Genomic DNA, 25691 nt, shown 5'->3' with positions numbered 1-25691 from the left:
CCGCATCAAAACCCGCTTGCGCGGGTTTTTTGAGCCCCGATCGATAGGAGAAATAAATGGAATTCCTCAGCGCGATTAAAAATCTCATCCCCGATTACGCCAAGGACATCCGCCTGAACGTGGACGGCACTATCGCGCGCTCTTCGCTGGAAGGCAACGATGCGGTGGGCGTGGCGCTGGCGGCGGCATTCGCGGCGCAGAGCAAGGTGCTGGTGGATGCCATCCGCAACGCCGGCGTGCTGTCGCCCGAGGAAACCAACGCCGCGCTGACCGCAGCGGCGCTGATGGGCATGAACAACACCTGGTACCCGTACGTCGAGATGGCCGACGATCCGGACCTGGCCACCCAGCCGGCCGGCCTGCGCATGAACGCCTATGCCACCCATGGCGGCGTGGACAAGCGCCGTTTCGAAATGTACGCGCTGGCCGCCTCAATCGTGGGCAAGTGCCACTTCTGCGTGAAGTCGCACTACCAGTTGCTGAAGAATGAACAGGGCATGACCGCGCAGCAACTGCGCGATGTCGGCCGCATCGCCGCCGTGATCGTGGCCGCCGCCAACGTGATCGCCGCGCAATAAGCCCCGCCAAAGCGCGCCCCCGCGCCCTCCGCGGCGCCCTGCCACGGGCGCCGTAGCACAGCAGCCGGCAGCTTCCCATCAGGAATTGCCGGCTGTTCCCATCCTGCAACCGCTCCGCGCCGAGGCTGCACACGTGCGGCGATCGGCCTACAATCCAGGCAGGACACGCACTTACAGCCTGCCATGACCCTGCCTTCGCCGACTTCCCCCCGCTTCCACTACCGCCTCGCGGCGGTGCATGACTGGGGCGACATCGCCGCCGTCACGCAACAAGCCTACGGGCAATATGAGCTAGCCATCATGGAAGACTGCCGCGCCTCGTTCCAGCGCGGCATGCAGGCGGTGCTGGCGACCAGCCATCCGGATATGGAATGGTGGGTGGCGGAGACCGATCACGGCATCATGGGCGCCGTGCTGTTCTGCCATCCGGGCGCCACGCTGCCGGCACTGGACGGCAGCACCATCACCCTGACCCAGCCGGAAGCGCGGCTGCTGTCGGTGAGCCCGCAGGCGCGCGGCCTGGGCCTGGGCCGCACGCTGATGCAGATCTGCATCCAGCGCGCGCGCGATATCGGCGCGTCCACGCTGGTGGTGCGCACCATGCCGGAAATGGCATCGGCCAACCGGCTGTGCCAGCAGATGGGCTTCACCAAGCGCACCGAAGCCGGTGCGCGCGCGGGCGCAATGGCCCGCCTGATCGACTACACCTACGCCATCCCGCCGGAAAACGCGGCACCAGACGCCGCGCGGCCCTGATCAGTCCTGCACGTCGCCCACCGAGGCGCGCCAGAGCAGCACCGCGGCCTGCGCCACGATGCCCTCCTGGCGCCCTTCGAAGCCCAGCTTCTCGTTGGTCTTGGCCTTGACGTTGCAGCGACCGCGCGCCACCCCCAGGTCTTCCGCCAGGTTCGCCACCATCGCCCCGATATGCGGGGCCAGCTTGGGCGCCTGCGCGATCACGGTGGCATCCACATTGCCGATTTCATAGCCCGCCGCGCGCACGCGGCGCGCGGCCTCGCGCAGCAGCGCGCGGCTGTCGGCGCCGGCAAACTGCGCGTCGGTGTCGGGGAAATGGCGGCCGATATCGCCCAGCGCGGCCGCGCCGAAGAGCGCGTCGGTGACCGCGTGCAGCAGCGCATCCGCATCGGAATGGCCCAGCAGGCCGCGGTCATGCGGGATCTCGACCCCGCCCAGGATCAGCTTGCGGCCAGGCACCAACGCGTGGACGTCATAGCCCTGTCCCACCCGGATATCGAAAGGCATCATGCGGTCAGTCTCCTTTGCCGTCGTTGCCCAGCAGCACTTCGGCCAGTGCGAAGTCCTCCGGGTAGGTCACCTTGAAATTGCGCAGCGAGCCGTTGACCAGACGCGGATGCAGCCCCAGGCGCTCGATCGCGCTGGCCTCGTCGGTGACCACCGCGCCGGCCGCCATGGCGTCCTGCAGCGCCTGGCGCAGCACGCCCAGGCGGAACATCTGCGGCGTCTGCGCCTGCCACAGGCCCTCGCGCGGCACCGTGGCGCCGATGCGGGCGTCTTCCTGGGCACGCTTGAGCGTGTCGGGCACCGGCACAGCCAGGATGCCGCCGATGGCGGCGTCAGGGTCGTCGTCGCCGTCGCTTTCCACCGCGCGCACCAGTGCGTGGATCATCGCCGGGGTCAGGCCCGGGCGCGCGGCATCGTGCACCAGCACCCAGTCGCTCTCGGTCGCGCCCAGCTGCGCCAGGTGGTGCAGCCCGGCCAGCACCGACGCATGGCGGGTATCGCCGCCGACAAAGGCGGTATCGAAGCGCAGCCCGGCAAACGCCGCCGCGCCGAAGCGCGATTCCAGCGGCATGTCGTCGGGCGCCAGCACCAGCGCGGTGGCGTTGATGGCGTCGCACGCGGAGAACGCCGCCAGCGCGTACCAGATCATCGGCCGGCCGGCCACGGTCTGGTATTGCTTGGGCACGGCGCCGCCGGCGCGGCTGCCGGAACCGGCACAGGGAATCAGGGCAAAGCGGCGAGCGGACACAGGATCGGGGTGGAGTGAAAGAGGCGCGGGCGCCTGCCGGCCAGCATGGCCAGCGGGACAACCGGTGCGCATTCTATAATACGGCCCTTGCCCGTCGCCATGCCGCGCCATTCCGCATTGACGCGTGCCCGGCACGGGCCGTTGAGGTCCCCTGCTCCGACCCCCGCCCGCAATGCCGGCGGGGTATCGTCGTTTTGAACGCCCCGCTGCCGACATGCCTGACGCCAAGCCCGCCTTCCCCTTTCTCAACCTGCCGCTGGTCAAGCCGGGGCTGCGCCACAGCGTGGCCGGCCTGCGCGGCTCGGCCGATGCGCTGGCTGTGGCCGCGTACGCTCGGCAGCACCGCGAGCGCGCGCCGATGCTGGCCGTGGTGTGCTCCCACGCGGTCGATGCCCAGCGCCTGGCCGAGGAAATCCCCTGGTTCGCGCCCGAGCTGCGCGTGCGCCTGCTGCCCGACTGGGAAACCCTCCCCTACGACAGCTTCTCGCCGCACCAGGATCTGGTGTCCGAGCGCCTGGCCACGCTGCACGATATCCAGACCGGGCAATGCGACGTGATGCTGGTGCCGGCCACCACCGCGCTGTACCGGCTGGCGCCACCGGCTTTCCTGGCGGCCTACACCTTCTTCTTCAAGCAGGGCGAGCGCCTGGACGAGAACGCGCTCAAGGCCCAGTTCACGCTGGCCGGCTACGAGCACGTCAGCGCGGTGATGCGTCCCGGCGAATACAGCGTGCGCGGCGGCCTGATCGACCTGTACCCGATGGGCTCGGCGCTGCCGTACCGGATCGACCTGTTCGGCGACGAGATCGAAACCATCCGCGCCTTCGACCCCGATACCCAGCGCAGCCTGTACCCGGTCAAGGAGGTGCGGTTGCTGCCCGGGCGCGAGTTCCCCCTAGACGAAGCCGCGCGCACCGCCTTCCGCGGCCGCTGGCGCGAGGTGTTCGAGGGCGACCCGACCAAGTCGCCGATCTACAAGGACATCGGCAACGGCGTGCCATCGGCCGGCATCGAGTACTACCTGCCGCTGTTCTTCGAGCACAGCGCAACCGTGTTCGACTACCTGCCCGCCGATACCCAGTTGGCTTTCGCCGGCAATGTCGACGAGGCCATCCGCCGCTTCTGGGCCGATACCACGCAGCGCTACAACTTCATGCGCCACGACCGCGAGCGCCCGCTGCTGCCGCCCGCGGACCTGTTCCTGTCCGAGGAGCAGTTCTTCGTTGCCGCCAAGCCGATGGCGCGCCTGGTGCTCCAGGCCGAAGCCAATGCGGACCAGGCCGCGTTCTCGGCCATGCTGCCCGACGTCGCGGTGAACCGCCGCGCCGATGATCCGCTGGTCAACCTGGAAGCGCTGCTGCTCGACAAGCAGACCCGCGTGCTGATGTGCGCCGACTCGGCCGGGCGGCGCGAGACCCTGCTGCAGCTCTTTGCCGAAAGCGGCCTGCGCCCGCATCCGGTGGACGACTTTGCCGCGTTCCTGGCCGGCGAAGCGCATTTCTCGATCGCGGTGGCGCCGCTGCAGAGCGGCTTTGCGCTGCCGCAGTGGCAGATCGCCTTTGTCACCGAGGCCGAGCTCTACGCCGGCACCACGCGCCGCACCGGCCGCCGCAAGCAGGAGCAGGCCTCCGCCGTTGACTCGATGGTGCGCGACCTGGCCGAGCTGAAGATCGGCGACCCGGTGGTGCACAGCGAGCACGGCATCGGCCGCTACCAGGGCCTGGTCACGCTGGACATGGGCCAGGGCGACGAGGAATTCCTGCACCTGGACTACGACAAGGGCAGCAAGCTGTACGTGCCGGTGCACCAGTTGCACGTGATCTCGCGCTATTCCGGCGCCGATCCCGATACCGCGCCGCTGCACCACCTGGGCTCGGGCCAGTGGGACAAGGCCAAGCGCAAGGCGGCCCAGCAGATCCGCGACACCGCTGCCGAGCTGCTCAACCTGTACGCGCGCCGCGCCGCGCGCGAGGGCTTTGCCTTCCCGCTCTCGCCCAAGGACTACGAGACCTTTGCCGAGAGCTTCGGCTTCGAGGAAACGCCGGACCAGGCCGCCGCCATTGCCGCGGTGATCGCCGACATGACCTCGGGCAAGCCGATGGACCGGCTGGTCTGCGGCGACGTGGGCTTCGGCAAGACCGAGGTGGCGCTGCGCGCGGCCTTTGTCGCGGTGCTGGGCGGCAAGCAGGTGGCGATGCTGGCGCCGACCACGCTGCTGGCCGAGCAGCACTTCCAGACGCTGTCCGACCGCTTTGCCGAATGGCCGGTGCGCATCGTCGAGCTGTCGCGCTTCAAGACCAAGAAAGAGATCGACGCGGCCATCAAGCAGATCAACGAAGGCACCGTCGACATCGTCATCGGCACCCACAAGATCCTGTCCGACCAGGTCAGGTTCGAGCGCCTGGGCCTGGTCATCATCGACGAGGAACACCGCTTCGGCGTGCGCCAGAAGGAGGCGTTGAAGACCCTGCGCGCCGAGGTCGACGTGCTGACCCTGACCGCCACGCCGATCCCGCGCACGCTGGGCATGGCGCTGGAAGGCCTGCGCGACTTCTCGGTGATCGCGACCGCGCCGCAGAAGCGGCTGGCGATCAAGACCTTCGTGCGGCGCGAGGAAGACGGCGTGATCCGCGAGGCCATCCTGCGCGAGCTCAAGCGCGGCGGCCAAGTATACTTCCTGCACAACGAGGTCGAGACCATCGAGAACAAGCGCGCGCGGCTGGCCGAGCTGGTGCCAGAGGCGCGCATTGCCGTCGCGCACGGCCAGATGCACGAGCGCGAGCTGGAACGCGTGATGCGCGACTTCGTCGCGCGCCGCGACAACATCCTGCTGTGCACCACCATCATCGAGACCGGCATCGACGTGCCGACCGCCAACACCATCCTGATCCACCGCTCAGACAAGTTCGGCCTGGCGCAGCTGCACCAGCTGCGCGGCCGGGTCGGGCGCTCGCACCACCAGGCCTATGCCTACCTGCTGGTGCATGACGTCGAGGGCCTGACCAAGCAGGCGGGGCGCCGGCTGGAGGCCATCCAGCAGATGGAAGAACTGGGCTCCGGCTTCTACCTGGCCATGCACGACCTGGAAATCCGTGGCGCGGGCGAGGTGCTGGGCGACAAGCAGTCGGGCGAGATCCACGAGATCGGCTTCCAGCTCTACACCGACATGCTCAACGCCGCGGTCAAGGCCCTCAAGGCGGGCAAGGAGCCCGACCTGATGGCGCCCTTGGCCGCCACCACCGAGATCAACCTGGGCACGCCGGCGCTGTTGCCCAACGACTACTGCGCCGACGTGCACGAGCGCCTGTCGCTGTACAAGCGGCTGGCCAACTGCGAGACCGCCGAGCGCGTGGACGACATCCAGGAAGAGCTGATCGACCGCTTCGGCCGGCTGCCGGCGCAGGCGCAGGCACTGGTCGAGACCCACCGGCTGCGCATCGCCGCGGCGCCGCTGGGCGTGCGCAAGATCGACGCGGGCGAGGCCACCATCAGCGTGCAGTTCGTGCCCAACCCGCCGATCGACGCGATGCGCATCATCGACCTGGTGCAGAAGAACCGCCATATCAAGCTGGCCGGGCAGGACAAGCTGCGCATCGAGGCCAAGATGCCGGACGTGGCGATCCGCGCGCAGACCATCAAGCATACGTTGCGGCAACTGGCGTAGGACGGGCATCCTGCATGGACGCGGCGCCCGACCGGGTGTAGCATCAAGTACTTAACAAGTTAGCGATAACGCCCCAATGCCTGCCCACGCCGCCTCCCACCGCCAGCCCGTCACCGAAACCGCCGCGCGCGGCAGCGCGCTTGAATGGACCCAGCGGCTGGTCGCGTATGACACCACCAGCCGCCACTCCAACCTGGGCCTGATCGAGTCGGTGCGCGACCATTTCCTGGCCAAGGGACTGAAGCCGCATCTGAGCTACAACCCGCAGCGGGACAAGGCCAACCTGTTCGTCACCGTGCCTGCCGCCGACGGCAGCACCAACGGCGGCATCGTGCTCTCCGGCCATACCGACGTGGTGCCGGTGGACGGCCAGGACTGGACGACCGACCCGTTCAAGCCGGTGGTGCGCGACGGCAAGCTCTACGGCCGCGGCACCTGCGACATGAAGGGCTTTATCGGCACCAGCCTGTCGCTGCTGCCGGCCATCCTGCAGGCCAGGCTGCGCGAGCCGGTGCACTACGCGCTGTCCTTCGACGAAGAGATCGGCTGCATGGGCGCGCCCTACCTGCTGGCCGAACTGCGCGACCGCGGCGTGACGCCCGGCGGCTGCATCGTCGGCGAACCCACCAGCATGCGCGTGATCGTCGCGCACAAGGGCATCAACGCCTACCGCTGCTGCGTCAGGGGCCAGGCCGCGCACTCGTCGCTGACGCCGCGCGGCGTCAATGCGATCGAATACGCCGCGCGCCTGATCTGCTTCATCCGCGACATCGCCGATGAATTCAAGGCCAATGGACCCTACGACCAGGCCTTCGACGTGCCCTACACCACCGCGCAGACCGGCACCATCCAGGGCGGCATCGCGCTGAACACCATCCCGGCGCTGTGCGAGTTCGTGTTCGAGTTCCGCAACCTGCCGGGCGTGGATCCCGAAGCCATCTACGCCCGCATCCAGGCCTACGCCAACGACGTGCTGCTGCCGAAGATGCGCGCCGAGCATGACGACGCCGGCCTGACGCTGAGCAAGATCGCGGCCGCGCCGTCGCTGGACGTGGCCGAGCAGGAAGCCATCACGCAGCTGGTGCGCGCGCTGACCGCCGACCGCGACACCAACAAGGTCGCCTATGGTACCGAGGCCGGCCTGTTCCAGCGCGCCGGCATTCCCGCCGTGGTATGCGGGCCTGGCGATATCCAGCAGGCGCACAAGCCGGATGAGTTTGTTTCGCTGGAGCAGCTGGCTGCTTGCGAGGCCTTCCTGCACAAGGTGGTCGACAGCTTGCGCGTGAGCTGACTGCCGAGCGTGCCAGAGCTTTGCTCCCCTCTCCCGATTGCGGGAGAGGGGCCGGGGGAGGGGGCCAGCGCTTCGGCGAATGACGCGCATCGCATCGAGATACGCCTGCCCTCTCCCCCGCCCCTCTCCCAAAGGGAGAGGGGAGAAACCACTCCGCTTTTCCCGGCGCATTGCACTTGCCGCGCGCCGCCACACTGCCTGCATTACACCAACAACAACGAAGGAGACCTTGCATGGCTGTCCGTGATTCCGCATCCCGTCCCACCACCCGCTTTGCTCTCGCCGGCCTGGCCCTCGCCGCCGGCCTGCTCTGCAACACCGCGCAGGCACAGACCACGCCGGCCCCCATCTCCGCCGACACCCTCCACGCCCAGATCGAAACCCGCGCCAAGGCCGTCGAGAAACAACTAATCGCATGGCGCCGCGACATCCACCAGCATCCGGAACTGGGCAACTACGAGACCCGCACCGCGAAGCTGGTGGCTGACCACCTGCGCAAGCTCGGCATGGAAGTGAAGACAGGCGTGGCCAAGACCGGCGTGGTCGGCGTGCTCAAGGGCGGCAAGCCCGGTCCGGTGGTGGCGCTGCGCGCCGACATGGATGCGCTGCCGGTCAAGGAACGCGTGGACGTGCCGTTCGCGTCGAAGGCCAAGGGCCAGTACCTGGGCAAGGAAGTGGACGTGATGCACGCCTGCGGCCATGACACCCACGTGGCGATTTTGATGGCCACCGCCGAAGTGCTGGCCGGCATGAAGGACCAGCTGCCCGGCACGGTCAAGTTCATCTTCCAGCCGGCCGAGGAAAGCCCGGCCGACTTCGAACCCAATGGCTCCAACACCTGGGGCGCCAAGCAGATGGTGTCCGAGGGCGTGCTGGACAATCCCAAGGTCGATGCGATCTTCGGCCTGCATGTGAGCAGCGGCATCGAATCCGGCAAGCTGGGCTGGCGCAGCGGCCCCTCGATGGCGGCGGCCGACCAGTTCTGGATCGACGTCAAGGGCCGCCAGACGCACGGCGCGCGGCCGTGGGGCGGGATCGACCCGATCGTGGTGGCGTCGCAGATCGTGATGGGCCTGCAGACCATCCAAAGCCGCCAGGTCAACGCCATGCTGGAACCGTCGGTGATCACCGTGGGCACCATCCACGGCGGCAACCGCATGAACATCGTGCCGGAGAAGGTCGAGATGATGGGCACCGTGCGCACCTATGACGAAGGCATGAAGAAGGACATCCATGCCCGCATGAAGCGCACCACCGAGGCCATCGCCACCAGCGCCGGGGCCGAGGCCAACTTCCGCGTGGTGGAGCTGTACAACGCCACCATCAACCAGCCGGCCCTGACCGAGAAGATGGCACCCACGCTGCAGCGCGTGGCCGGCGAAGGCAACTGGATGATCACGCCCAAGGCGACCGCGTCGGAGGACTTCTCGTTCTACCAAGAGAAAGTGCCGGGCCTGTTCTTCAACCTCGGCGTGACGCCCAAGGGCCAGGATGTGACCAAGGCGCCTTCCAACCACTCGCCTGAGTTCTATGTGGACGAGCCGGCGCTGATCAACGGCGTGCGCGCCCTGTCCAGCCTGACCGTGGACTACATGGTGATGGCGCAGCGCTGAGCGGCTCGCCCTGGGCGCTGCGGCGGGGCTACAATAACAGTTTTGCCGCGCGCATTGCGGCCAGCCCCTCCCCGCCTTGCCGCCAGCGCGGCAAGCGCCCGATCCTCATTCGTCATGCCCCTGATCCTCCAGAGCACCGCCCCGCTTCCCACCGCCGACCTCGACACCGCCCGCACCCTGGCCCGCGCCTCTGAACTGGTGCTGCGCAGCGATACCGTGGCGGCCGCCGAGGAATGCGCGCCGCTGACGCCGGCGCTGCGCGATGCGCTGGACGATTTCTGCGGCCCGCGCGCGATCGACTGGGCAGTGGTGCCCCCGGGGCGCAAGCTGTCCGACTTCCGCCTGGTGGCAATGGACATGGACTCGACCCTGATCACGATCGAGTGCATCGACGAGATCGCCGATTTCTGCGGCCTCAAGGCCGAGGTCTCTGCCATCACCGAAGCCGCCATGCGCGGCGAGATCACCGATTTCAACGAGAGCCTGCGCCGCCGCGTGGCCCTGCTCAAGGGGCTGGACGCCAGCGTGCTGGACTGCGTCTACGAAGAGCGCCTGCGGCTGTCGCCGGGCGCCGAGCGCATGCTGCAGACCGTGCAGGCGCTGGGCCTGCGCACGCTGCTGGTGTCGGGCGGCTTCGTGCATTTCACCGAGAAGCTCAAGGCACGGCTCAAACTCGACGTGACCCGCGCCAATACGCTGGAGATCGTCGACGGCAAGCTGACCGGCAATGTGGTTGGCGAGATCGTCAATGCCGACGTCAAGGCCCGCACCGTGCAGGAAGTCTGCGCCCAGATCGGCGCCACGCCGGACCAGGCCATCGTCATGGGCGATGGCTCCAACGACCTGAAGATGATGGCCGTGGCCGGCCTGTCGGTGGCCTTTCGGGCCAAGCCGGTGGTGCGCGCGCAGGCCAGCGTCGCGTTCAACCACGTCGGGCTGGACGGCCTGCTGGCGCTGTTCCCGCACTGATCCCTGTCCGCGGCAAACGCGGCTTCGCGCCGGGCGGCAAGCGCCCGGCTGGCCCCACCCACCCGGGCCGCCAGCGACAATTCGCGCTACAGCCAGCGCAAGTCCCTCCCCAAGTGCAGATACATCCCTGAGACGCAGCGTCTACTTAGCGCTTGCCTCTTCAAATACGAATCATTATCATTAATGTTCGTTTATCTGACATTGCCCCATGCAAGTTCTGGCCGTCCTTGTTGGCCTGGCTGCGGCCGCGTGCCTGTACCTGGCCGCGCCCAACCAGGTCCTGCTGCCGCCCGGCAGGATCGCGCAACCGCGTGTGCTGGGCTGGCTGGGCCTGGCCCTGGCCATCGTCAGCACCTGGCTGTGGAGCACCACCGACGGCTGGCCCGTGGCCATTGCCGCCAGCCTGGTAACAGTGCCCTGCGCGCTGTCGGTATGGCCCTTTATCGGCACCTATGCCGCGCGCAAGCGCTGGGCGGCACGGGAGCAACGGGCATGAGCGCAGACCAATCCGCGATAGGCACCAAATGGCTGGCCGGTGCGCTGCTCGGGCTGCCGCTGGCGGTGGCGGTGTGCACGCTGTCGATCCTGTGGCTGCCGGGCGGCTGGGAAACCGGCATCGTCGCGGCCGTGGCGGCTTGCCTGCCGGTGTGGGTGGCCATCATCAGCGCCAGCCTGCTGTTCCGTTCCAGCCGCACCGCCTGGATCTGGCTGGGCGGCGCCAACCTGATCTGCTTCGGTGCGCTGTGGGCGCTGCGCCTGGCCGGCCTGGCGCCGGCTGCACTGCCCGCCTCCTGAGAATGCCATCTTGAAAACCGCAACCCTGCGCCTGTACCAGATGCTGCATACCTGGGTCGGCCTGATGGCCGGCTGGGCCCTGTTTATCGCCTTCTTTGCCGGGGCGGTCACCGTGTTCCACCACGAACTGCATGTGTGGCAGTCGCCGTCGCGGCTCAAGGGCAGCGCGCCGGTCGAGGCCAAGGCCGACCCGGCCGCGGTCGACCGCTTCATGCAGAAACTGGTCGCGATCCACCCCGAGGCCGCGGCCAGTTCCTACGTGATCATGCCGTCGGAGGGCGAGCCCAATATCTCGGCCTACTGGCAGGACAAGTCCGGCGAGTGGCAGATGACCACCGACGCCCGCCTGGCCGGCGACGCCGCGATGCAGCGCGACACCTCGCGCGACCAGGTGATCGGCGAACTGTCGGCGTTCCTGAACAGCCTGCACTACTCGCTGGGGATCCCGGTCGGCGGCATCTACTTCATGGGTGCGATCTCGGTGCTGTACGGGCTGGCGCTGGTGTCGGGCGTGTTGCTGCACCTGCCGCGGCTGAAGAAGGACCTGTTCGCGGTGCGCCCCGGGCGCAACCTGAAGCGCTTCTGGATGGACACCCACAATGTGCTGGGCCTGTTCAGCCTGCCCTTCCACCTGGTCTTTGCCATCACCGGCGCGCTGTTCTCCGTGTCGCTGGTGCTGATGACGGTGTTCAACACACTGACCTTCGACGGCCGCCTGTTTGAGGCGGTGCCCCGTGCCACCACCGCCGTACCGGAAGTGGCCGCGGCCGGCCGTACGGTGCCGACCATGCCCACCGCCACGCTGATGCAGATTGCGCGCGAGCACGGCGGCGAGCGTTTCGCGCCCGAGTCGTTCCGCTTCCAGCGCTTTGGCGACGCCAATGCCGTGGTGGAAGTGCGCGGCACCAGCACGCAGGCCCTCGGCAACCTGGGCTCGGTCGGCATCCATGCCGCCAGCGGCGAGCCCAACGCGGGCCAGCTGACCGCCAACCAGACCGCCGGCACGCGCGACAGCAACCACGGGCTCTACAGCGCGCTGTACGCGCTGCATTTCGGCACCTTCGGCGAGCTGCCGGTGCGCCTGGTCTACCTGCTGGCCGGGCTGGCCGGCGCCTTCCTGTTCTATTCGGGCAACCTGCTGTGGATCGAGTCGCGGCGCAAGGTGCGCCAGGCCGAGCAGCCGCGCGTGCACCGGCTGCTGGCGCAGGGCACGGTCGGTGTGTGCATCGGCTGCTGCATCGGCGTGGCGCTGTGCTTCCCGGCGGCGCTGCTGTGGCCGGAGCGCGCGGTGAGCTACACCTATTTCACGGTGTTTGGTCTGGCCTGTGCCTGGGCGTTGCTGCGCCCGCCGGTACGCGCCGCGGTGGAGCTGCTCTACGCCGCCGCGCTGGCGTCGCTGACCGTGCCGCTGGCGAACGCGATCCTGACCGGCGACCACCTGCTGCACAGCATCCCCAGCGGGCATTGGATCATCGCCGGCTTCGATATCGGCGCGATCGCGCTGGCCGCGGGCTTTGTCGCCCTGGCCCGCGCCACGCAGCGCCGCGCGCGCAGCTGGCCGGCGGAGTCGGTGTGGGCGATGCCGCAGGCAGCCCAAGCAGCACAAGCCGCCAAGCCCACCGCGAGCGCCAAGACGATGCCCAGCGCGGATACGCCCTGAGCGCACGGCGCCCGCACGCAAAAACGGACGCAGCAGCGTCCGTTTTTGTTTCCTTGACCGCGCCAGCCCGGCCGCTGCCCTACACTATCTCAGGCCAACAACATCGAGCCGACCGCCATGGAATCGACCTTCCACCAGTTTTCCGAACTGTTCGCCCAACTCGGCCTGGCCTCCGACGAAGCCAGCATCCGCAGCTTTATCGGCACGCACGCCCCGCTGCCCGACGATGTCGAGTTGGCCGAGGCACCGTTCTGGACCCCCGCCCAGGCTACGCTGCTGCGCGACGAGCTGCTGGACGACGCCGACTGGGCCGAGGTCGTCGACCAGCTCAATCTCGCCCTGAGACAGCCGGCCTGAGGCCGCTTACGCGGCCAGCGTAGCCTCCAGCGCCTGGCGCAGGTCGGCGATCAGGTCGCGCGTGTCTTCCAGGCCGATATAAAGCCGCACCAGTTCGCCGGTGTCCTGCCAGCCGGCCGGCGGCCAGGTGCCCGCCGGGCGCATGCCCTGCACGTGGTATGGCACGGCCAGGCTGTGGGCGCCGCCCCAGGACCAGCCGATCGCAAACAGCTGCAGCGCCTCGACGAAGGCATCCACCTGCTGGCGCGTATAGCTTGCCCGCAGGATGATGGCAAAGAGCCCGCTGGCACCGGTGAAATCGCGCCGCCAGCTGGCGTGGCCGGGGCAGTCCGGCAGCGCCGGATGCAGCACGCGCGAAACCTCGGGCCGCTGGTGCAGCCACTCCGCCACTTCGCGGGCCGCACGGTCATGCGCGGCCAGGCGCACCGGCAGGCTCGGCAGCCCGCGCAGCACCAGGTGGCAGTCATCGGCGGAAACACCCCAGCCCATCAGCATGCGGGTGCGCTTCAGGCGCTCATGCAGGGCATCGTCGCAGGTCAGGACCGCGCCCATGAGCACGTCGCTGCCGCCGGACTGGTACTTGGTCAGCGCCTGCACCGAGATATCGATGCCCTTGTCGAACGGGCGGAAGTAGATGCCGGCCGACCAGGTATTGTCGATCGCGGTCAGCACGCCGCGCGCCCTGGCCGCGGCGACGATGGCGTCGCTGTCGGGCACTTCCATGGTCACCGAACCGGGCGACTCCATCCAGACCAGGCGCGTATTCGGCCGGATCATCGCCGCCACCGCAGCGGCGTCCATCGGGTCGTAGTAGCGCACGGTCACGCCGAATTCGCGTGCCAGCCACTCGCCGTGGTCGCGGTTGGGGCCGTAGACGTTGCGCGGCACCAGCACGTCGTCGCCGCTCTTGAGCAGCGCGAAGTAGACCAGCGAGATTGCTGCGAGTCCTGACGGCTGCAGCAGCGTGTGGCGCGCGCCCTCCAGCAGCGCCAGGTGCTGGCACAGCGCCTCGCTGGTGGGCGTCGCGTGCAGGCCATAGCGCCAGTAAGTGGTCGCACCGTCGCCATGGGCACGCAGTTCGGCCAGGTTGCGGAACACCACGGTGGAGCCGCGGTGCGTGGCGGGAGAAAACGAGGCAAAGCCGGGCGCGATCTCCAGCTCGGGCTGGACCGCAACGGTTTGCAGGTAATGGGCGGGCGACGCGGGCTTGTCGGATGGCGAATCGGACACGGCGGTTTCCTTGCTGGCTGCTGGCCGGCCACGGCGCGCTGCCCCGGCGGTATGCCCGGGCAGAAGCGCGGCAACGGTCAGGAATGAGACTCGATGAGCCTTCGAGCTTACCAGCAAATGCCGGCCGCGCCACCGCTGATGGCAACGGCGGGCACCAGGAAACGGCTTACCAGCCGGAAATCGAGGACTTCGGCGCTGGCGGCGCGTAGGTGACGCCGCTGTTGGGCGTCATGTCAAACGGGGGGATCACCAGCACGCCCAGCGGGCGGATAAAGAACGGCAGCACGATGGCCGGGTTGAACGCATCGGTCCAGGTGCCGCGCACGGCGCCGCTGGCGTCGATGCTGCCTTCCCAGTTGCCCGACACGCGGGTGCCGTCGTCGGACTCCTCCATCAGGAAGGCGCCGCCCTCCCACTCGCCGGCCAGCAGGCGCACACCGGCGCCACGGCCTGCGTATTCGCCGCGCACGCTGTCGCGCTCGTCAGGCTTGGGGCCCAGGCGCAGCCGCACCGGCTGGTCGCCGACCTTGCCGACGTAGACCGGCAGCGACGCATATTCCGGCCGCGGCGCCAGAGGTCTTGGCGCGCCAGTGGAAAGCGAGGTGCCGCCGCGCCGGGCTTCGCCGTCGCGAATGGCCTGGTTGATGCCCAGGCCTTCCCCGCCGGCAGGCCCGCCAGCGGGTGCAACGTTAGCCGGGCCGGTCGACAGCTCGGTGCCCGGCGCTGCCTGCACCGTGCCCGCCAGGGCGAGCACGGCGGCCAGGCCCAGCGTGCAGAGGTTCTTCGTCAGCAAAGCCGGGCGCAAGGCTAACCTCAGATGCGTTCGAAGATAGCGGCAATACCCTGCCCGCCGCCGATGCACATCGTCACCAGCGCGTAGCGGCCCTGCACGCGGTTCAGCTCATGCAGCGCCTTCACCGTGATCAGGGCACCGGTGGCGCCGATCGGGTGGCCCAGCGAGATGCCCGAGCCGTTCGGGTTGACCTTGGCCGGATCCAGGCCGAGCGCCTTGGTCACCGCGCACGCCTGCGCGGCAAAGGCTTCGTTGGCTTCGATTACGTCCAGGTCCGACACCTGCAGGCCGGCGCGCTCCAGCGCGATCTTGGTCGCCGGCACCGGGCCGATGCCCATGGTCTTGGGGTCCACGCCGGCATGGCCGTACGACACCAGACGGGCCAGCGGCTTCAGGCCGCGGCGCTCGGCTTCGGCGCGCTCCATCATCACCACCGCGGCGGCGGCGTCGTTCAGGCCCGAGGAATTGCCGGCCGTGACCGTGCCATTTTCCTTGACGAAGACCGGCCTGAGCTTGGTCATGTCGTCGATGGTGGCGTCATGACGCACGTGCTCGTCGGTGTCGAAGGTGACATCGCCCTTGCGGCCCTTGCTCACCACCGGGACGATCTGGTCCTTGAAGTAACCGGCCTTGATCGCGGCCGAAGCGCGGCGGTGCGATTCCAGCGCGGCCTCGTCCTGCTGCGTGCGCGAGATGTCGTATTCCTTGGCGACGTTCTCGGCGGTCACGCCCATGTGGATGCGATGGAAGGGATCGTGCAGCGCGCCCAGCATCATGTCGACCAGGCCGGCATCGCCCATGCGTGCGCCCCAGCGGGCCGCGGGCGCCAGGTACGGCGCGCGGCTCATGCTTTCCGCGCCACCGCCGATGGCGACGTCGGTATCGCCCAGCAGGATAGTCTGCGCGGCGCTGACGATGGCCTGCAGGCCCGAACCGCACAGGCGGTTCACGGTCAGCGCGGGGGCATTGACCGTCACCCCGCCGTTGACGGCCGCGACGCGGCCCAGATACATGTCGCGCGGCTCGGTCTGGATCACGTTGCCGAACACCACGTGGCCGACATCGTCGCCCGATACCTGCGCGCGCGCCAGCGCCTCGCGCACCACCAGCGCGCCCAGCTCCGCCGGCGCCACATCCTTCAGGCTGCCGCCAAAGGTCCCGATCGCGGTACGGACACCGCTCACCACTACCACTTCACGCGTCATGACTTTGTCTCCATGAGGGTTATGTTGCACCGCACAGTATAGCGGGACGCGGACGAAATCGAACGAGCGTACTTTTACCTAATCAACCCGTTTCAGACCTCGCCCCACAGATCGTGGCCGTCGGCGCCGGTGATCTTCACGTCGACGAACTCGCCGGCGCGGTAGCGCTGGGAATGGCGCTCCGGCGGCGCGATATAGACCAGGCCGTCGATTTCCGGCGCATCCGCGGAGGAACGGCCGATGCCGCCGTCCTGGTTGACCTCGTCCACCAGCACGCGCAGGGTCTGGCCGACCTTGCGCTGCAGGCGTCGCGCCGAGACCTCTTCGGCCACTTCCATGAAGCGGGCGCGGCGTTCCTCGCGCACCTCGTCGGGCAGCGCGCCCGGCAGGTCGTTGGCGGTGGCGCCCTCCACCGGCGAATAGGCGAAGCAGCCGACGCGGTCCAGCTCGGCCTCGGCGATAAAGTCCAGCAGCGTCTGGAACTCCGCCTCGGTCTCGCCCGGGAAGCCGGCGATAAAGGTGCTGCGGATGGTCAGCTCAGGGCAGATCTCGCGCCAGGCGCGGATGCGATCCATGGTCTTCTCGGCATTGGCCGGGCGCTTCATGCGCTTGAGCACGTCTGGGTGCGCATGCTGGAGCGGCACGTCCAGGTACGGCAGCACGTGGCCCTGCGACATCAGCGGGATGATCTCGTCCACGTGCGGGTACGGGTAGACGTAGTGCAGGCGCACCCAGGCGCCATATTGCGCAGCCAGCTCGCCCAGCGCCGCCACCAGTTCGGTCATGCGGGTCTTGAGCGGGCGGCCGTTCCAGAAGCCGGTGCGGTACTTGACGTCGACGCCGTAGGCGCTGGTGTCCTGCGAGATCACCAGCAGTTCCTTGACGCCGGCCTTGAACAGGTTCTCGGCCTCCAGCATGACCTCGGCCACCGGGCGCGACACCAGGTCTCCGCGCATCGACGGGATGATGCAGAACGAGCAGCGGTGGTTGCACCCCTCCGAAATCTTCAGGTAGGCATAGTGCTTGGGCGTCAGCTTGATGCCGGCGGCCGGCACCAGGTCGGTGAACGGGTCATGCGGCTTGGGCAGGTGCGTGTGCACCGCCTGCATCACCTCGCCCAGCGCATGCGGGCCGGTCACGGCCAGCACCTTGGGGTGCACCGACGACACGATGTCGTGGCCCGCCGCATCCTTCTTCGCCCCGAGGCAGCCGGTGACGATGACCTTGCCGTTTTCGGTCAGGGCCTCGCCGATGGCGTCCAGGCTCTCCTGCACGGCCTCGTCGATAAATCCGCAGGTATTGACCACGACCAGGTCGGCGCCGTCATAGGTGCCGCTGATGGCATAGCCCTCGGCGCGCAGTTGGGTGATGATCTGCTCGGAGTCGACCAGCGCCTTGGGGCAGCCAAGGGAAACGAATCCCACACGCGGACTATGGTCTTTCTGGGTCGTTGATTCTGAAGGGTTTTTCACGGTGCAATCCGAATGTGGGGCAGGCGCGGCGGAATATGCGGGGACAGGGCCGGCGGCCGGTGAGCCAATCGCGCATTTTAACCGTTTGCCATGAATTCTCGGCGCCTGACTCCACACATGTGGCCCAGGCTGCGGCAATGCCGCGTCATTCCGGCGCGGTAGCAGCTCCCGGCAGGCCTTCCAGGACCCGCTCTATCTCCACGGAGCCCTGCATGCGCCGGATGGCTGCATGCAGTTCGGCGGCCTGTGGCCAGGTCCGCTTGAGATAGCTGAGCCACAGTTTCACGCGCCCATGCTCGTGGCAGGAGGCAATACGGGCATGCAGCTTTTTCAGGTAAGTGGCGATCTGGCGCAGCACCAGTGGCCACTCCTCGTCTGACGGCGTGCTGTCCATCAGCCCGCGAATGCGCAAGGCCAGGAAAGGGTCGGACACGGCGCCGCGCCCGATCATCACGTCGGCGCAACCGCTGACGGCCCGGCAGCGTTCCCAGTCCGCGACCGTCCAGACGTCTCCGTTGGCAATCACGGGCACGTCCACCGCCGCCGCAATGCGCGCGATCCAGTCCCAGTGGGCCGGCGGCCGGTAGCCATGGTCCCGCGTCCGGGCATGGACCACGAGGGAGGCCGCGCCGCCCTCGGCCAGCGCCGTGGCGCAATCAATCGCCAACGAGGTATCGGAGACGCCCAGCCGCATTTTTGCCGTCACGGCAATATGGGCCGGCACCGCAGCGCGCACGGACGCAACGATCCGGCTCAACAACTCAGGATTCGTCAGCAGCATGGCGCCGCCGCCATGCCGGTTGACGACCTTGGCGGGACAGCCGAAGTTCAGGTCGATGCCATGCGGCGACAAGGTCGCGGCATAGGCCGCATTGCGCGCCAGCCATTCCGGGTCGCTGCCGAGCAACTGGATCACCATCGGCGTGCCGCTGCGGGTATAGCCGCCGGCGAGGATTTCGGGCGTATCGCGCTCGTAGACGCGCGCAGGAAGCAACGAACCCGTCACACGAACGAACTCGGATACACAGCCGTCGTAGCCGCCGGTATCGGTCAGCACGTCGCGCAAGACGTAGTCGGCGAGCCCTTCCATGGGGGCCAGGAACAGCCGGCTCATGGCGAAGCCTTCACCGAAGCAGAGGACCAGGCCTTAAAGGCCGGACGAGCATATTGGATAACGGAGGGCATGGGGTTTCGCGCACAAAAGGCGAGTCCACACTGAGCCGCCGCTGGAGAGAGTTGCGTGATTGCGTGCGCCTGGGGGCACAGACCGCGCATTCTACCTGCTTTGCGTCGGCAGGGCCTTCAGGGAGGTGTGCGGGCGCTGGGCATCCGCCTGCATGCGAGCGCGGGCTGAGTGCCAGCCCGCGTGCGGGATATGCGGAGGGTGCAGAGCCCGCCGCTAGTGAGCCTGTCAGATTTCTTGTGTGTTGAGGTCATGAGACGATATCGAAAGAAACGCCCTTATGACCGAAACAACAAGCATGAGCAAGAAGAGCAAGAAATCGAGCGCGCCGAAGCTGTTTCCGGATGAGTTGATCGATCAACTGCTGGCTCAGGTACAGAACAAGGACGCCGAGTCGATTCTCGGTGAATCAGGCTTGGCCGGCTTGCTCAAGAAGCAGTTGGCCGAGCGTATGCTTGCCGCCGAACTGACGCACCATCTGGCCAGCGAGGCCAAGCAAGGCAAGAGCGGCAATCACCGCAACGGCAGCAGTGCAAAGACCGTCATCACGCCCAACGGCGAGCTGGAACTGGACATTCCGCGCGACCGGCAAGCCACCTTCGAGCCGCAACTGGTCGCCAAGTACCAACGCCGGCTGTCCGGCTTCGACGACCACGTAATCAGCATGTATGCACGCGGGATGAGCGTGCGTGAGATTCAGGGCCATTTGCAGGAACTGTATGGGCTGCAGGTCTCGCCCGACCTGATTTCCACCATCACCGACGAAGTGCTGGCCGAGGTCGAACAATGGCAGCAGCGCCCGCTGGAGGCGATGTACCCCATTGTCTACTTCGACGCGCTGCGCCTGAAGATCCGCGACGAAGGCACCGTCAGGAACAAGGCGGTGTACCTCGCGCTGGGCATCCGCGCCGATGGGCGCAAGGAAGTCCTCGGCCTGTGGATCGAGCAGACCGAAGGCGCCAAGTTCTGGCTCAAGGTCTTCAACGAACTGAAGAACCGCGGCCTGGAGGACATCCTGATCGCCGTGGTCGATGGCCTGCGCGGCTTCCCCCAGGCCATCGAGGCCGTCTACCCGGCCGCGCAAATCCAGACCTGCATCGTCCACCTGATCCGCAACTCGCTGAACCTGGCGAGCTGGAAGGATCGCAAGGGCCTGGCGACCGCGCTCAAGCCGATTTACCAGGCTGCCACGGCCGATGCCGCTGCCACTGCGCTGGATGCCTTTGCCGGCAGCGACTGGGGCCGCAAATTCCCGACGGTGGCCGACATGTGGCGGCGGCAATGGGAGCAGGTCATCCCGTTCTTTGCCTATCCGCCGGAAGTGCGCAGAATCATCTACACCACTAATGCCATCGAGAGCATGCACATGCAGTTGCGCAAGATCGTCAAGAACCGGGGCCACTTCCCCAGCGACGAAGCCGCCAGCAAGCTGCTGTACCTGGCCTTGCGCAACATCGAGAAAGATTGGAAGATGCCGCCCATCACCTGGAAACAAGCGGCCAACCAGTTCGCCATTCTCTTCGGTGACCGCTTCACCAACGCCCTACGCTGAGATTTATTTAACCGACCTCAGCACACAGAATTTCTGACACCTCCCCGCTAGTGCTTTACTTCTTGTCCGGCTGGTTGAACGGGAACGTCCCGAACATATTCTTGGCCTGACTTTGCATCTGCTCCTGCATCTGCACGAACAGGTTCTTGCTCTGCTCGATGTAGTTGCTCATCATGCCCTGCATCATCGGGCCCTGCATGTTCATGAACTGCGACCACATGTCGGGGCTGAAGGTTTCGCCGGAATACAGGCCCTTGGAGTTCTCGGCCAGCTTGTTCTGGATGTCGATGAAGGCCTGGATGTTCTTTTCCAGGTAGGTGCCCATCATGCCCTGCATGGCATGACCATAGAAGCGGATGATCTGCGACAGCATCGCGCTGGAGAACATCGGCACGCCGCCCGACTCTTCTTCCAGGATGATCTGCAGCAAGATGCTGCGGGTCAGTTCGTCACCAGACTTGGCGTCGACGACCTTGAATTCCTCTGAATCCATGACCAGCTGCTTGACGTCGGCGAGGGTGATGTAGGTGCTGGTCTGGGTGTCGTAGAGCCTGCGGTTCGGATACTTTTTGATCAGTCGCTCTGCGCCTTTTTTGGTCGTGGCCATCGGTGCTCTGTCCTTGTGTCATCGCTGTTTGCGCGCTGCTGCACCGCATGGGGTGCAGTGCGCAAATCGGTATCGCCCGCGCCATCTGCTTGTTGTCGTGCCGGCCGTCTGTGGCCTGTTCGCGCATGGCTGCGCGTGGCGGCCTGCAACCTCGCCCCCGCGAGGGCCGCGCTGCACGAACATGGTGCTGGCTGCGCCGCTGCCCTGATTCTATGCCCAACAAGGCACTAAGAAAAGCGAACGGGCTTAAGGAAAACCCGGTGAACTGGCGCAAAAAGGGAGGAATGCCACGCGGGCAGAAACGATTCGCGGGCCATGACGGCCCGCGAAACAGGCGGCGAAACGAAGCGTCCGCCGCCTTGTGCGCCGCGCTGGCTGCACCGCAATACGCGGGCGCCAGCGCCGGCTGCCGACTGGTTGAACCAGGCCGGCAGGTCAGCCCATATGCAGGCCGCCGTTGAGCGAGAAGTCAGCGCCGGTCGAGAAACCGGACTCGTCCGACGACAGCCAGGCGCAGATCGAAGCGATCTCTTCCGGCTCGCCCAGGCGCTTGACCGGGATCGTCCCGACGATCTTGTCGAGCACGTCCTGGCGGATCGCCTTGACCATGTCGGTGGCGATATAGCCCGGCGAAACGGTGTTGACCGTCACACCCTTGGTCGCCACTTCCTGCGCCAGCGCCATGGTGAAGCCGTGTAGGCCGGCCTTGGCGGTGGAGTAGTTGGTCTGGCCGAACTGGCCCTTCTGCCCGTTCACCGACGAGATGTTGACGATACGGCCCCACCCGCGGTCGGCCATGCCGTCGATCACCTGCTTGGTGACGTTGAACAGCGAGGTCAGGTTAGTGTCGATCACCGCGTCCCAGTCGGCACGGGTCATCTTGCGGAACACCACGTCGCGGGTGATGCCGGCGTTGTTGATCAGCACATCGACCTCGCCGACCTCGGCCTTGACCTTGTCGAATGCGGTCTTGGTCGAGTCCCAGTCAGCCACGTTGCCTTCAGAAGCAACGAAGTCAAAGCCGAGTGCCTTCTGCTGCTCGAGCCACCTTTCACGGCGCGGCGAGTTGGGGCCGCAGCCGGCCACCACACGAAAGCCATCCTTGGCCAGCCGCTGGCAGATGGCGGTTCCGATACCACCCATGCCGCCGGTCACATACGCAATGCGCTGAGTCATGTCCACTCCTTGATTGGCTCTTCGTTATCGTCGCCGGGTCCGCGCCAACCGCGCGCGGACCCGGAAAACCCCTTCCTTATTTGCGCTCGACTGCCAGCGCCACGCCCATGCCGCCACCGATGCACAGCGAGGCCAGGCCCTTCTTGGCGTCGCGGCGCTTCATTTCATGCAGCAGCGTCACCAGGATACGGCAGCCCGACGCGCCGATCGGATGGCCGATGGCGATGGCGCCGCCGTTCACGTTGACCTTGGAGGTGTCCCAGCCCATCTGCTGGTGCACCGCCAGCGCCTGCGCGGCGAAGGCCTCGTTGATCTCCATCAGGTCCAGGTCCTGCGGGGTCCACTCGGCGCGCGACAGGGCGCGCTTGGAGGCCGGCACCGGGCCCATGCCCATCACCTTGGGATCGACACCGGCGTTGGCGTAGCTCTTGATCGTGGCCAGCGGGGTCAGGCCCAGTTCCTTGGCCTTGGCCGCCGACATCACCACCACCGCGGCGGCGCCGTCGTTCAGGCCCGAGGCGTTGGCCGCGGTCACCGTGCCGGCCTTGTCGAAGGCAGGCTTGAGGCCGGACATGCTGTCCAGCGTGGCGCCCTGGCGCACGAACTCGTCGGTCTTGAAGGCCACCGGGTCGCCCTTGCGCTGCGGGATCAGCACCGGGACGATCTCTTCGTCAAACTTGCCGGCCTTCTGCGCGGCTTCGGCCTTGTTCTGCGAGCCGACCGCGAGCTCATCCTGCGCCTCGCGCGTGATGCCGTATTCCTTGGCCACATTCTCGGCGGTGATGCCCATGTGGTACTGGTTGTACACGTCCCACAGGCCGTCGACGATCATGGTGTCGACCAGCTTGGCATCGCCCATGCGGAAGCCGTCGCGCGAGCCCGGCAGCACGTGCGGGGCGGCGCTCATGTTTTCCTGGCCGCCGGCCACCACGATCTCGGCGTCGCCTGCAATGATCGCGTTGGCGGCCAGCATCACGGCCTTCAGGCCCGAGCCGCACACCTTGTTGATGGTCATGGCCGGCACCATCGCCGGCAAGCCGGCCTTGATCGCGGCCTGGCGTGCGGGGTTCTGGCCCGAACCGGCGGTCAGCACCTGGCCCATGATGACTTCGCTCACCTGCTCCGGCTTGACGCCGGCGCGTTCCAGCGCGGCCTTGATGACCACGGCACCCAGTTCCGGCGCCGGGATCTTGGCCAGCGAGCCGCCAAATTTGCCGACCGCGGTGCGGGCGGCGGATACGATGACAACGTCAGTCATTTTGTAGTCCTTTCAATGGAAACGGGAGGGAACCTGCATGCCTGCCGGCGCCGTGCATGACGCACGCCGGCCCTCATGCAAGCGTCATGCCTTGGCTTTGACGTATCGCCCAGGCGCGGGTTCGATCGCGGGATAGCGCGCATTGCCGTAGTTGGCGGGCGCGGCACGTTTCGCGCCGGCCTGGCCTGCCAGCCATGCGGTCCAGTCCGGCCACCAGCTGCCGTGATGCTCGGTGGCGCCAGCCAGCCATTGCTGCGGCGACTCCGGCAGCGCATCGTTGGTCCAGTGGCTGCGCTTGTTCTTGGCCGGCGGGTTGATCACACCGGCGATATGGCCCGACGCACCCAGCACGAAGCGCAGCTTGTTCGCCAGCAGCGCGGTCGAGGCATAGGCCGCGGTCCATGGCACGATATGGTCTTCGCGCGAGCCGTAGATGTAGGTCGGCACGTCGATGCTGGCCAGGTCCACGGGCACGCCGCACACAGTCAGCTTGCCCGGCACCTTGAGCTCGTCCTGCAGGTAGGTGTGGCGCAGGTACCAGCAGTACCAAGGCCCCGGCAGGTTGGTGGCGTCGCCGTTCCAGAACAGCAGGTCGAACGGCACCGGCGTGTTGCCCTTCAGGTAGTTGTCGACCACGTAGTTCCACACCAGGTCGTTCGGGCGCAGGAACGAGAAGGTATTGGCCAGCTCAAGGCCGCGCAGCAGCGCGCACGGCGCGCCGGCGGCGCCGCCCAGCGTGGCCTCGCGCAGCTGCACATGGCCCTCGTCGACAAAGACGTCGAGGATGCCGGTGTCGGCAAAGTCCAGCAGCGTGGTCAGCAGCGTGACGCTGGCAGCCGGGTGCTGGCCGCGCGCGGCCATCACCGCCAGCGCAGTCGACACAATGGTGCCGCCCACGCAGAAGCCGAGCACGTTGATCTTGTCCTGGCCGCTGATGTCGCGCGCGACTTCGATGGCGCGGATGGCCGCGTGCTCGATGTAGTCGTCCCAGGTGCTGCCAGCCATGCTGGCGTCCGGATTGCGCCACGACACCAGGAACACCGTATGCCCCTGCTCCACCACATGACGCACCAGCGAGCTCTCCGGCTGCAGGTCCAGGATGTAGTACTTGTTGATGCACGGCGGCACCATCAGCAGCGGGCGCGCATGCACCTTGTCGGTCAGCGGCTTGTACTGCAACAGCTGGAAGTATTCGTTCTCGAAGACTACGGCGCCTTCGCTCACCGCGACATTGCGGCCGACCTCAAACGCGCTCTCGTCGGTCTGCGAGATCTTGCCGCGCGTCAGGTCTTCCATCATGTTGCGCACGCCGGCACGCAGCGATTCGCCGCCCGACTCGATCAGCAGGCGCTGCGCCTCGGGATTCGTGGCGAGGAAGTTGGCGGGCGACATCGCATCGACCCATTGCGAGATCGCAAAGCGGATGCGCTGGCGCGTCTTGGCATCGGCCTCAACAGCATCGGCCAGCTCGGTCAAGGCGCGCGCATTGAGCAGGTAGAACGCGGCAGCGAAGCGGTATGGCAGGTTGGTGCGCCACGCGTCGCCGGCGAAGCGCCGGTCGTGCAGCGGCCCGGTGGCCTCGGCCTTGCCCTCGGCCATGGCCTGCCACAGGGCTGAGAAGTCCTTCATGTAACGCTGCTGGATATCACCCAGCTGCGCCGGCTCGATCTTGACGCCTGCCAGCGCATCCAGGCCCGGAATGCCGGACGCGGCCGCGTGGCCGTTGCCTTCAGTGCCCTGCCACTGGCGGGACCATTCCAGCCATGTGGCTGGATCGAATGGCCCCGGCGTGAACTTGAATGGTTGGGACTTGCCTTCCTGAGTGGAAGCTGCCGCGCCTTTGCCGGTCGCCATGATTTGATTGTCTCTCTGCCGTCACTATTCGAACCGGCTCCGGGCATTGCCCTGGCCGGCACTTTGCATGGGGAGATGCTATCCGAATGGACCCGGCTTGCGCCTCCCCAAAGCGGGAGGGTCTGCCGGCACATCTGCCCTGGAACTGGCTGGAAGCCTAGACCGCACCTGCTGCAGCCATGGCTCGCGTCCATTCCGATAGCGGCTCCCCTTTTATCCGGCAAACGCGACACTCTGGCGTGGCAACGCCATGCGGTATGCTTGCCGGAGAAACCTGGGAATCGTCAGCGATTCCGAGACATTTGAGCTCATTGTTGCCTTGCAACGCACGCGCTGTCAATGCGGGAATCCGTCCCGGCGCCGCGCGCTTCCCGACCTACCGGACGGTATGCAGCGCTCGCATCTGCCGAGGCCACAGAGCAT

22 protein-coding genes are annotated in these 25691 nt (G+C 67.1%); 11 read left to right on the top strand and 11 right to left on the bottom strand.

Annotated features, from left to right (window positions below):
• Positions 1–56: 56 nt before the first annotated feature.
• On the top strand, positions 57–578 hold the full coding sequence (locus tag KB879_RS07510) for a carboxymuconolactone decarboxylase family protein (RefSeq protein ID WP_211980977.1): 522 nt from the start codon (positions 57–59) through the stop codon (positions 576–578).
• Between the two features lie 183 nt (positions 579–761).
• Positions 762–1334 (top strand): GNAT family N-acetyltransferase, encoded by a 573-nt coding sequence (locus tag KB879_RS07505; RefSeq protein WP_013956469.1) that lies wholly within the window; start codon positions 762–764, stop codon positions 1332–1334.
• Here KB879_RS07505 and ispF read toward each other — a convergent pair whose 3' ends face one another.
• Complete coding sequence (ispF, locus tag KB879_RS07500) at positions 1335–1844, bottom strand: 2-C-methyl-D-erythritol 2,4-cyclodiphosphate synthase (protein WP_013956468.1); 510 nt, start codon at positions 1842–1844, stop codon at positions 1335–1337. It abuts the gene before it with no gap.
• A 4-nt stretch (positions 1845–1848) separates the two neighbouring features.
• Entirely contained in the window at positions 1849–2661 is an 813-nt protein-coding gene (gene ispD / locus KB879_RS07495; RefSeq protein WP_013956467.1) for a 2-C-methyl-D-erythritol 4-phosphate cytidylyltransferase, read from the bottom strand.
• 142 nt (positions 2662–2803) lie between these two features.
• On the opposite strand from ispD, the gene mfd reads away from it, so the two are divergent.
• The 8 genes from mfd (at position 2804) to KB879_RS07455 (ending at position 12938) form a co-directional block, all read left to right on the top strand.
• Positions 2804–6253, top strand: coding sequence for a transcription-repair coupling factor (gene mfd / locus KB879_RS07490; RefSeq protein WP_013956466.1), 3450 nt, complete (start codon positions 2804–2806; stop codon positions 6251–6253).
• A 76-nt stretch (positions 6254–6329) separates the two neighbouring features.
• On the top strand, positions 6330–7544 hold the full coding sequence (gene argE, locus KB879_RS07485; RefSeq protein WP_013956465.1) for an acetylornithine deacetylase: 1215 nt from the start codon (positions 6330–6332) through the stop codon (positions 7542–7544).
• A 233-nt stretch (positions 7545–7777) separates the two neighbouring features.
• Positions 7778–9157 carry an amidohydrolase gene (locus KB879_RS07480; RefSeq protein ID WP_013956464.1) on the top strand — a complete coding sequence of 460 codons (1380 nt, stop codon included), beginning with the start codon at positions 7778–7780 and terminating at the stop codon, positions 9155–9157.
• 114 nt (positions 9158–9271) lie between these two features.
• On the top strand, positions 9272–10126 hold the full coding sequence (gene serB, locus KB879_RS07475; protein ID WP_013956463.1) for a phosphoserine phosphatase SerB: 855 nt from the start codon (positions 9272–9274) through the stop codon (positions 10124–10126).
• Positions 10127–10334: 208 nt separating this feature from the next.
• Positions 10335–10622 carry a hypothetical protein gene (locus tag KB879_RS07470; RefSeq protein WP_013956462.1) on the top strand — a complete coding sequence of 96 codons (288 nt, stop codon included), beginning with the start codon at positions 10335–10337 and terminating at the stop codon, positions 10620–10622.
• On the top strand, positions 10619–10921 hold the full coding sequence (locus KB879_RS07465) for a hypothetical protein (protein ID WP_153955275.1): 303 nt from the start codon (positions 10619–10621) through the stop codon (positions 10919–10921). The genes KB879_RS07470 and KB879_RS07465 overlap by 4 nt, the downstream gene beginning before the upstream one ends.
• A 10-nt stretch (positions 10922–10931) precedes the next feature.
• On the top strand, positions 10932–12581 hold the full coding sequence (locus KB879_RS07460; RefSeq protein ID WP_211980976.1) for a PepSY domain-containing protein: 1650 nt from the start codon (positions 10932–10934) through the stop codon (positions 12579–12581).
• A 117-nt stretch (positions 12582–12698) separates the two neighbouring features.
• Positions 12699–12938, top strand: a complete 240-nt coding sequence (locus tag KB879_RS07455; protein ID WP_010810122.1) for a DUF2789 domain-containing protein — start codon at positions 12699–12701, stop codon at positions 12936–12938.
• A gap of 6 nt (positions 12939–12944) precedes the next feature.
• Here the strand turns inward: KB879_RS07455 and KB879_RS07450 are convergent, their stop codons facing one another.
• From KB879_RS07450 to KB879_RS07430, 5 genes are all read right to left on the bottom strand, one after another.
• Positions 12945–14168: a cystathionine beta-lyase gene (locus KB879_RS07450; RefSeq protein WP_013956459.1), complete on the bottom strand. Its 1224-nt coding sequence runs from the start codon at positions 14166–14168 to the stop codon at positions 12945–12947.
• A gap of 166 nt (positions 14169–14334) precedes the next feature.
• On the bottom strand, positions 14335–14973 hold the full coding sequence (locus tag KB879_RS07445) for a hypothetical protein (RefSeq protein ID WP_013956458.1): 639 nt from the start codon (positions 14971–14973) through the stop codon (positions 14335–14337).
• An 8-nt stretch (positions 14974–14981) separates the two neighbouring features.
• Complete coding sequence (bktB, locus tag KB879_RS07440; protein WP_013956457.1) at positions 14982–16166, bottom strand: beta-ketothiolase BktB; 1185 nt, start codon at positions 16164–16166, stop codon at positions 14982–14984.
• A gap of 92 nt (positions 16167–16258) precedes the next feature.
• The gene (rimO, locus tag KB879_RS07435; RefSeq protein WP_035820084.1) at positions 16259–17638 is read right to left on the bottom strand and encodes a 30S ribosomal protein S12 methylthiotransferase RimO; all 1380 of its coding nucleotides are present in this window, start codon (positions 17636–17638) and stop codon (positions 16259–16261) included.
• Between the two features lie 145 nt (positions 17639–17783).
• Positions 17784–18752 (bottom strand): tRNA-dihydrouridine synthase, encoded by a 969-nt coding sequence (locus tag KB879_RS07430; protein WP_013956455.1) that lies wholly within the window; start codon positions 18750–18752, stop codon positions 17784–17786.
• A gap of 367 nt (positions 18753–19119) precedes the next feature.
• Here KB879_RS07430 and KB879_RS07425 point away from each other — a divergent pair, with 367 nt between their 5' ends.
• A complete protein-coding gene (locus KB879_RS07425; protein WP_211982141.1) occupies positions 19120–20373 on the top strand; it encodes an IS256 family transposase in 1254 nt (417 codons plus the stop codon).
• A gap of 55 nt (positions 20374–20428) precedes the next feature.
• Here the strand turns inward: KB879_RS07425 and phaR are convergent, their stop codons facing one another.
• The 4 genes from phaR to KB879_RS07405 form a co-directional block, all read right to left on the bottom strand.
• Positions 20429–20980, bottom strand: a complete 552-nt coding sequence (phaR, locus tag KB879_RS07420; RefSeq protein WP_013956454.1) for a polyhydroxyalkanoate synthesis repressor PhaR — start codon at positions 20978–20980, stop codon at positions 20429–20431.
• A gap of 435 nt (positions 20981–21415) precedes the next feature.
• Positions 21416–22156, bottom strand: coding sequence for a 3-ketoacyl-ACP reductase (locus KB879_RS07415; protein WP_013956453.1), 741 nt, complete (start codon positions 22154–22156; stop codon positions 21416–21418).
• Positions 22157–22232: 76 nt separating this feature from the next.
• A complete protein-coding gene (locus KB879_RS07410) occupies positions 22233–23414 on the bottom strand; it encodes an acetyl-CoA C-acetyltransferase (protein WP_211980975.1) in 1182 nt (393 codons plus the stop codon).
• 84 nt (positions 23415–23498) lie between these two features.
• Positions 23499–25268, bottom strand: a complete 1770-nt coding sequence (locus KB879_RS07405) for a class I poly(R)-hydroxyalkanoic acid synthase (protein WP_013956451.1) — start codon at positions 25266–25268, stop codon at positions 23499–23501.
• Positions 25269–25691 lie beyond the last annotated feature (423 nt).

Source organism: Cupriavidus sp. KK10 (assembly GCF_018223725.1).
GTDB classification, from domain to species: domain Bacteria; phylum Pseudomonadota; class Gammaproteobacteria; order Burkholderiales; family Burkholderiaceae; genus Cupriavidus; species Cupriavidus necator.
Note: the sequence above shows the minus strand (reverse complement) of the source record. Positions and strands in the feature narration are given on the sequence as shown.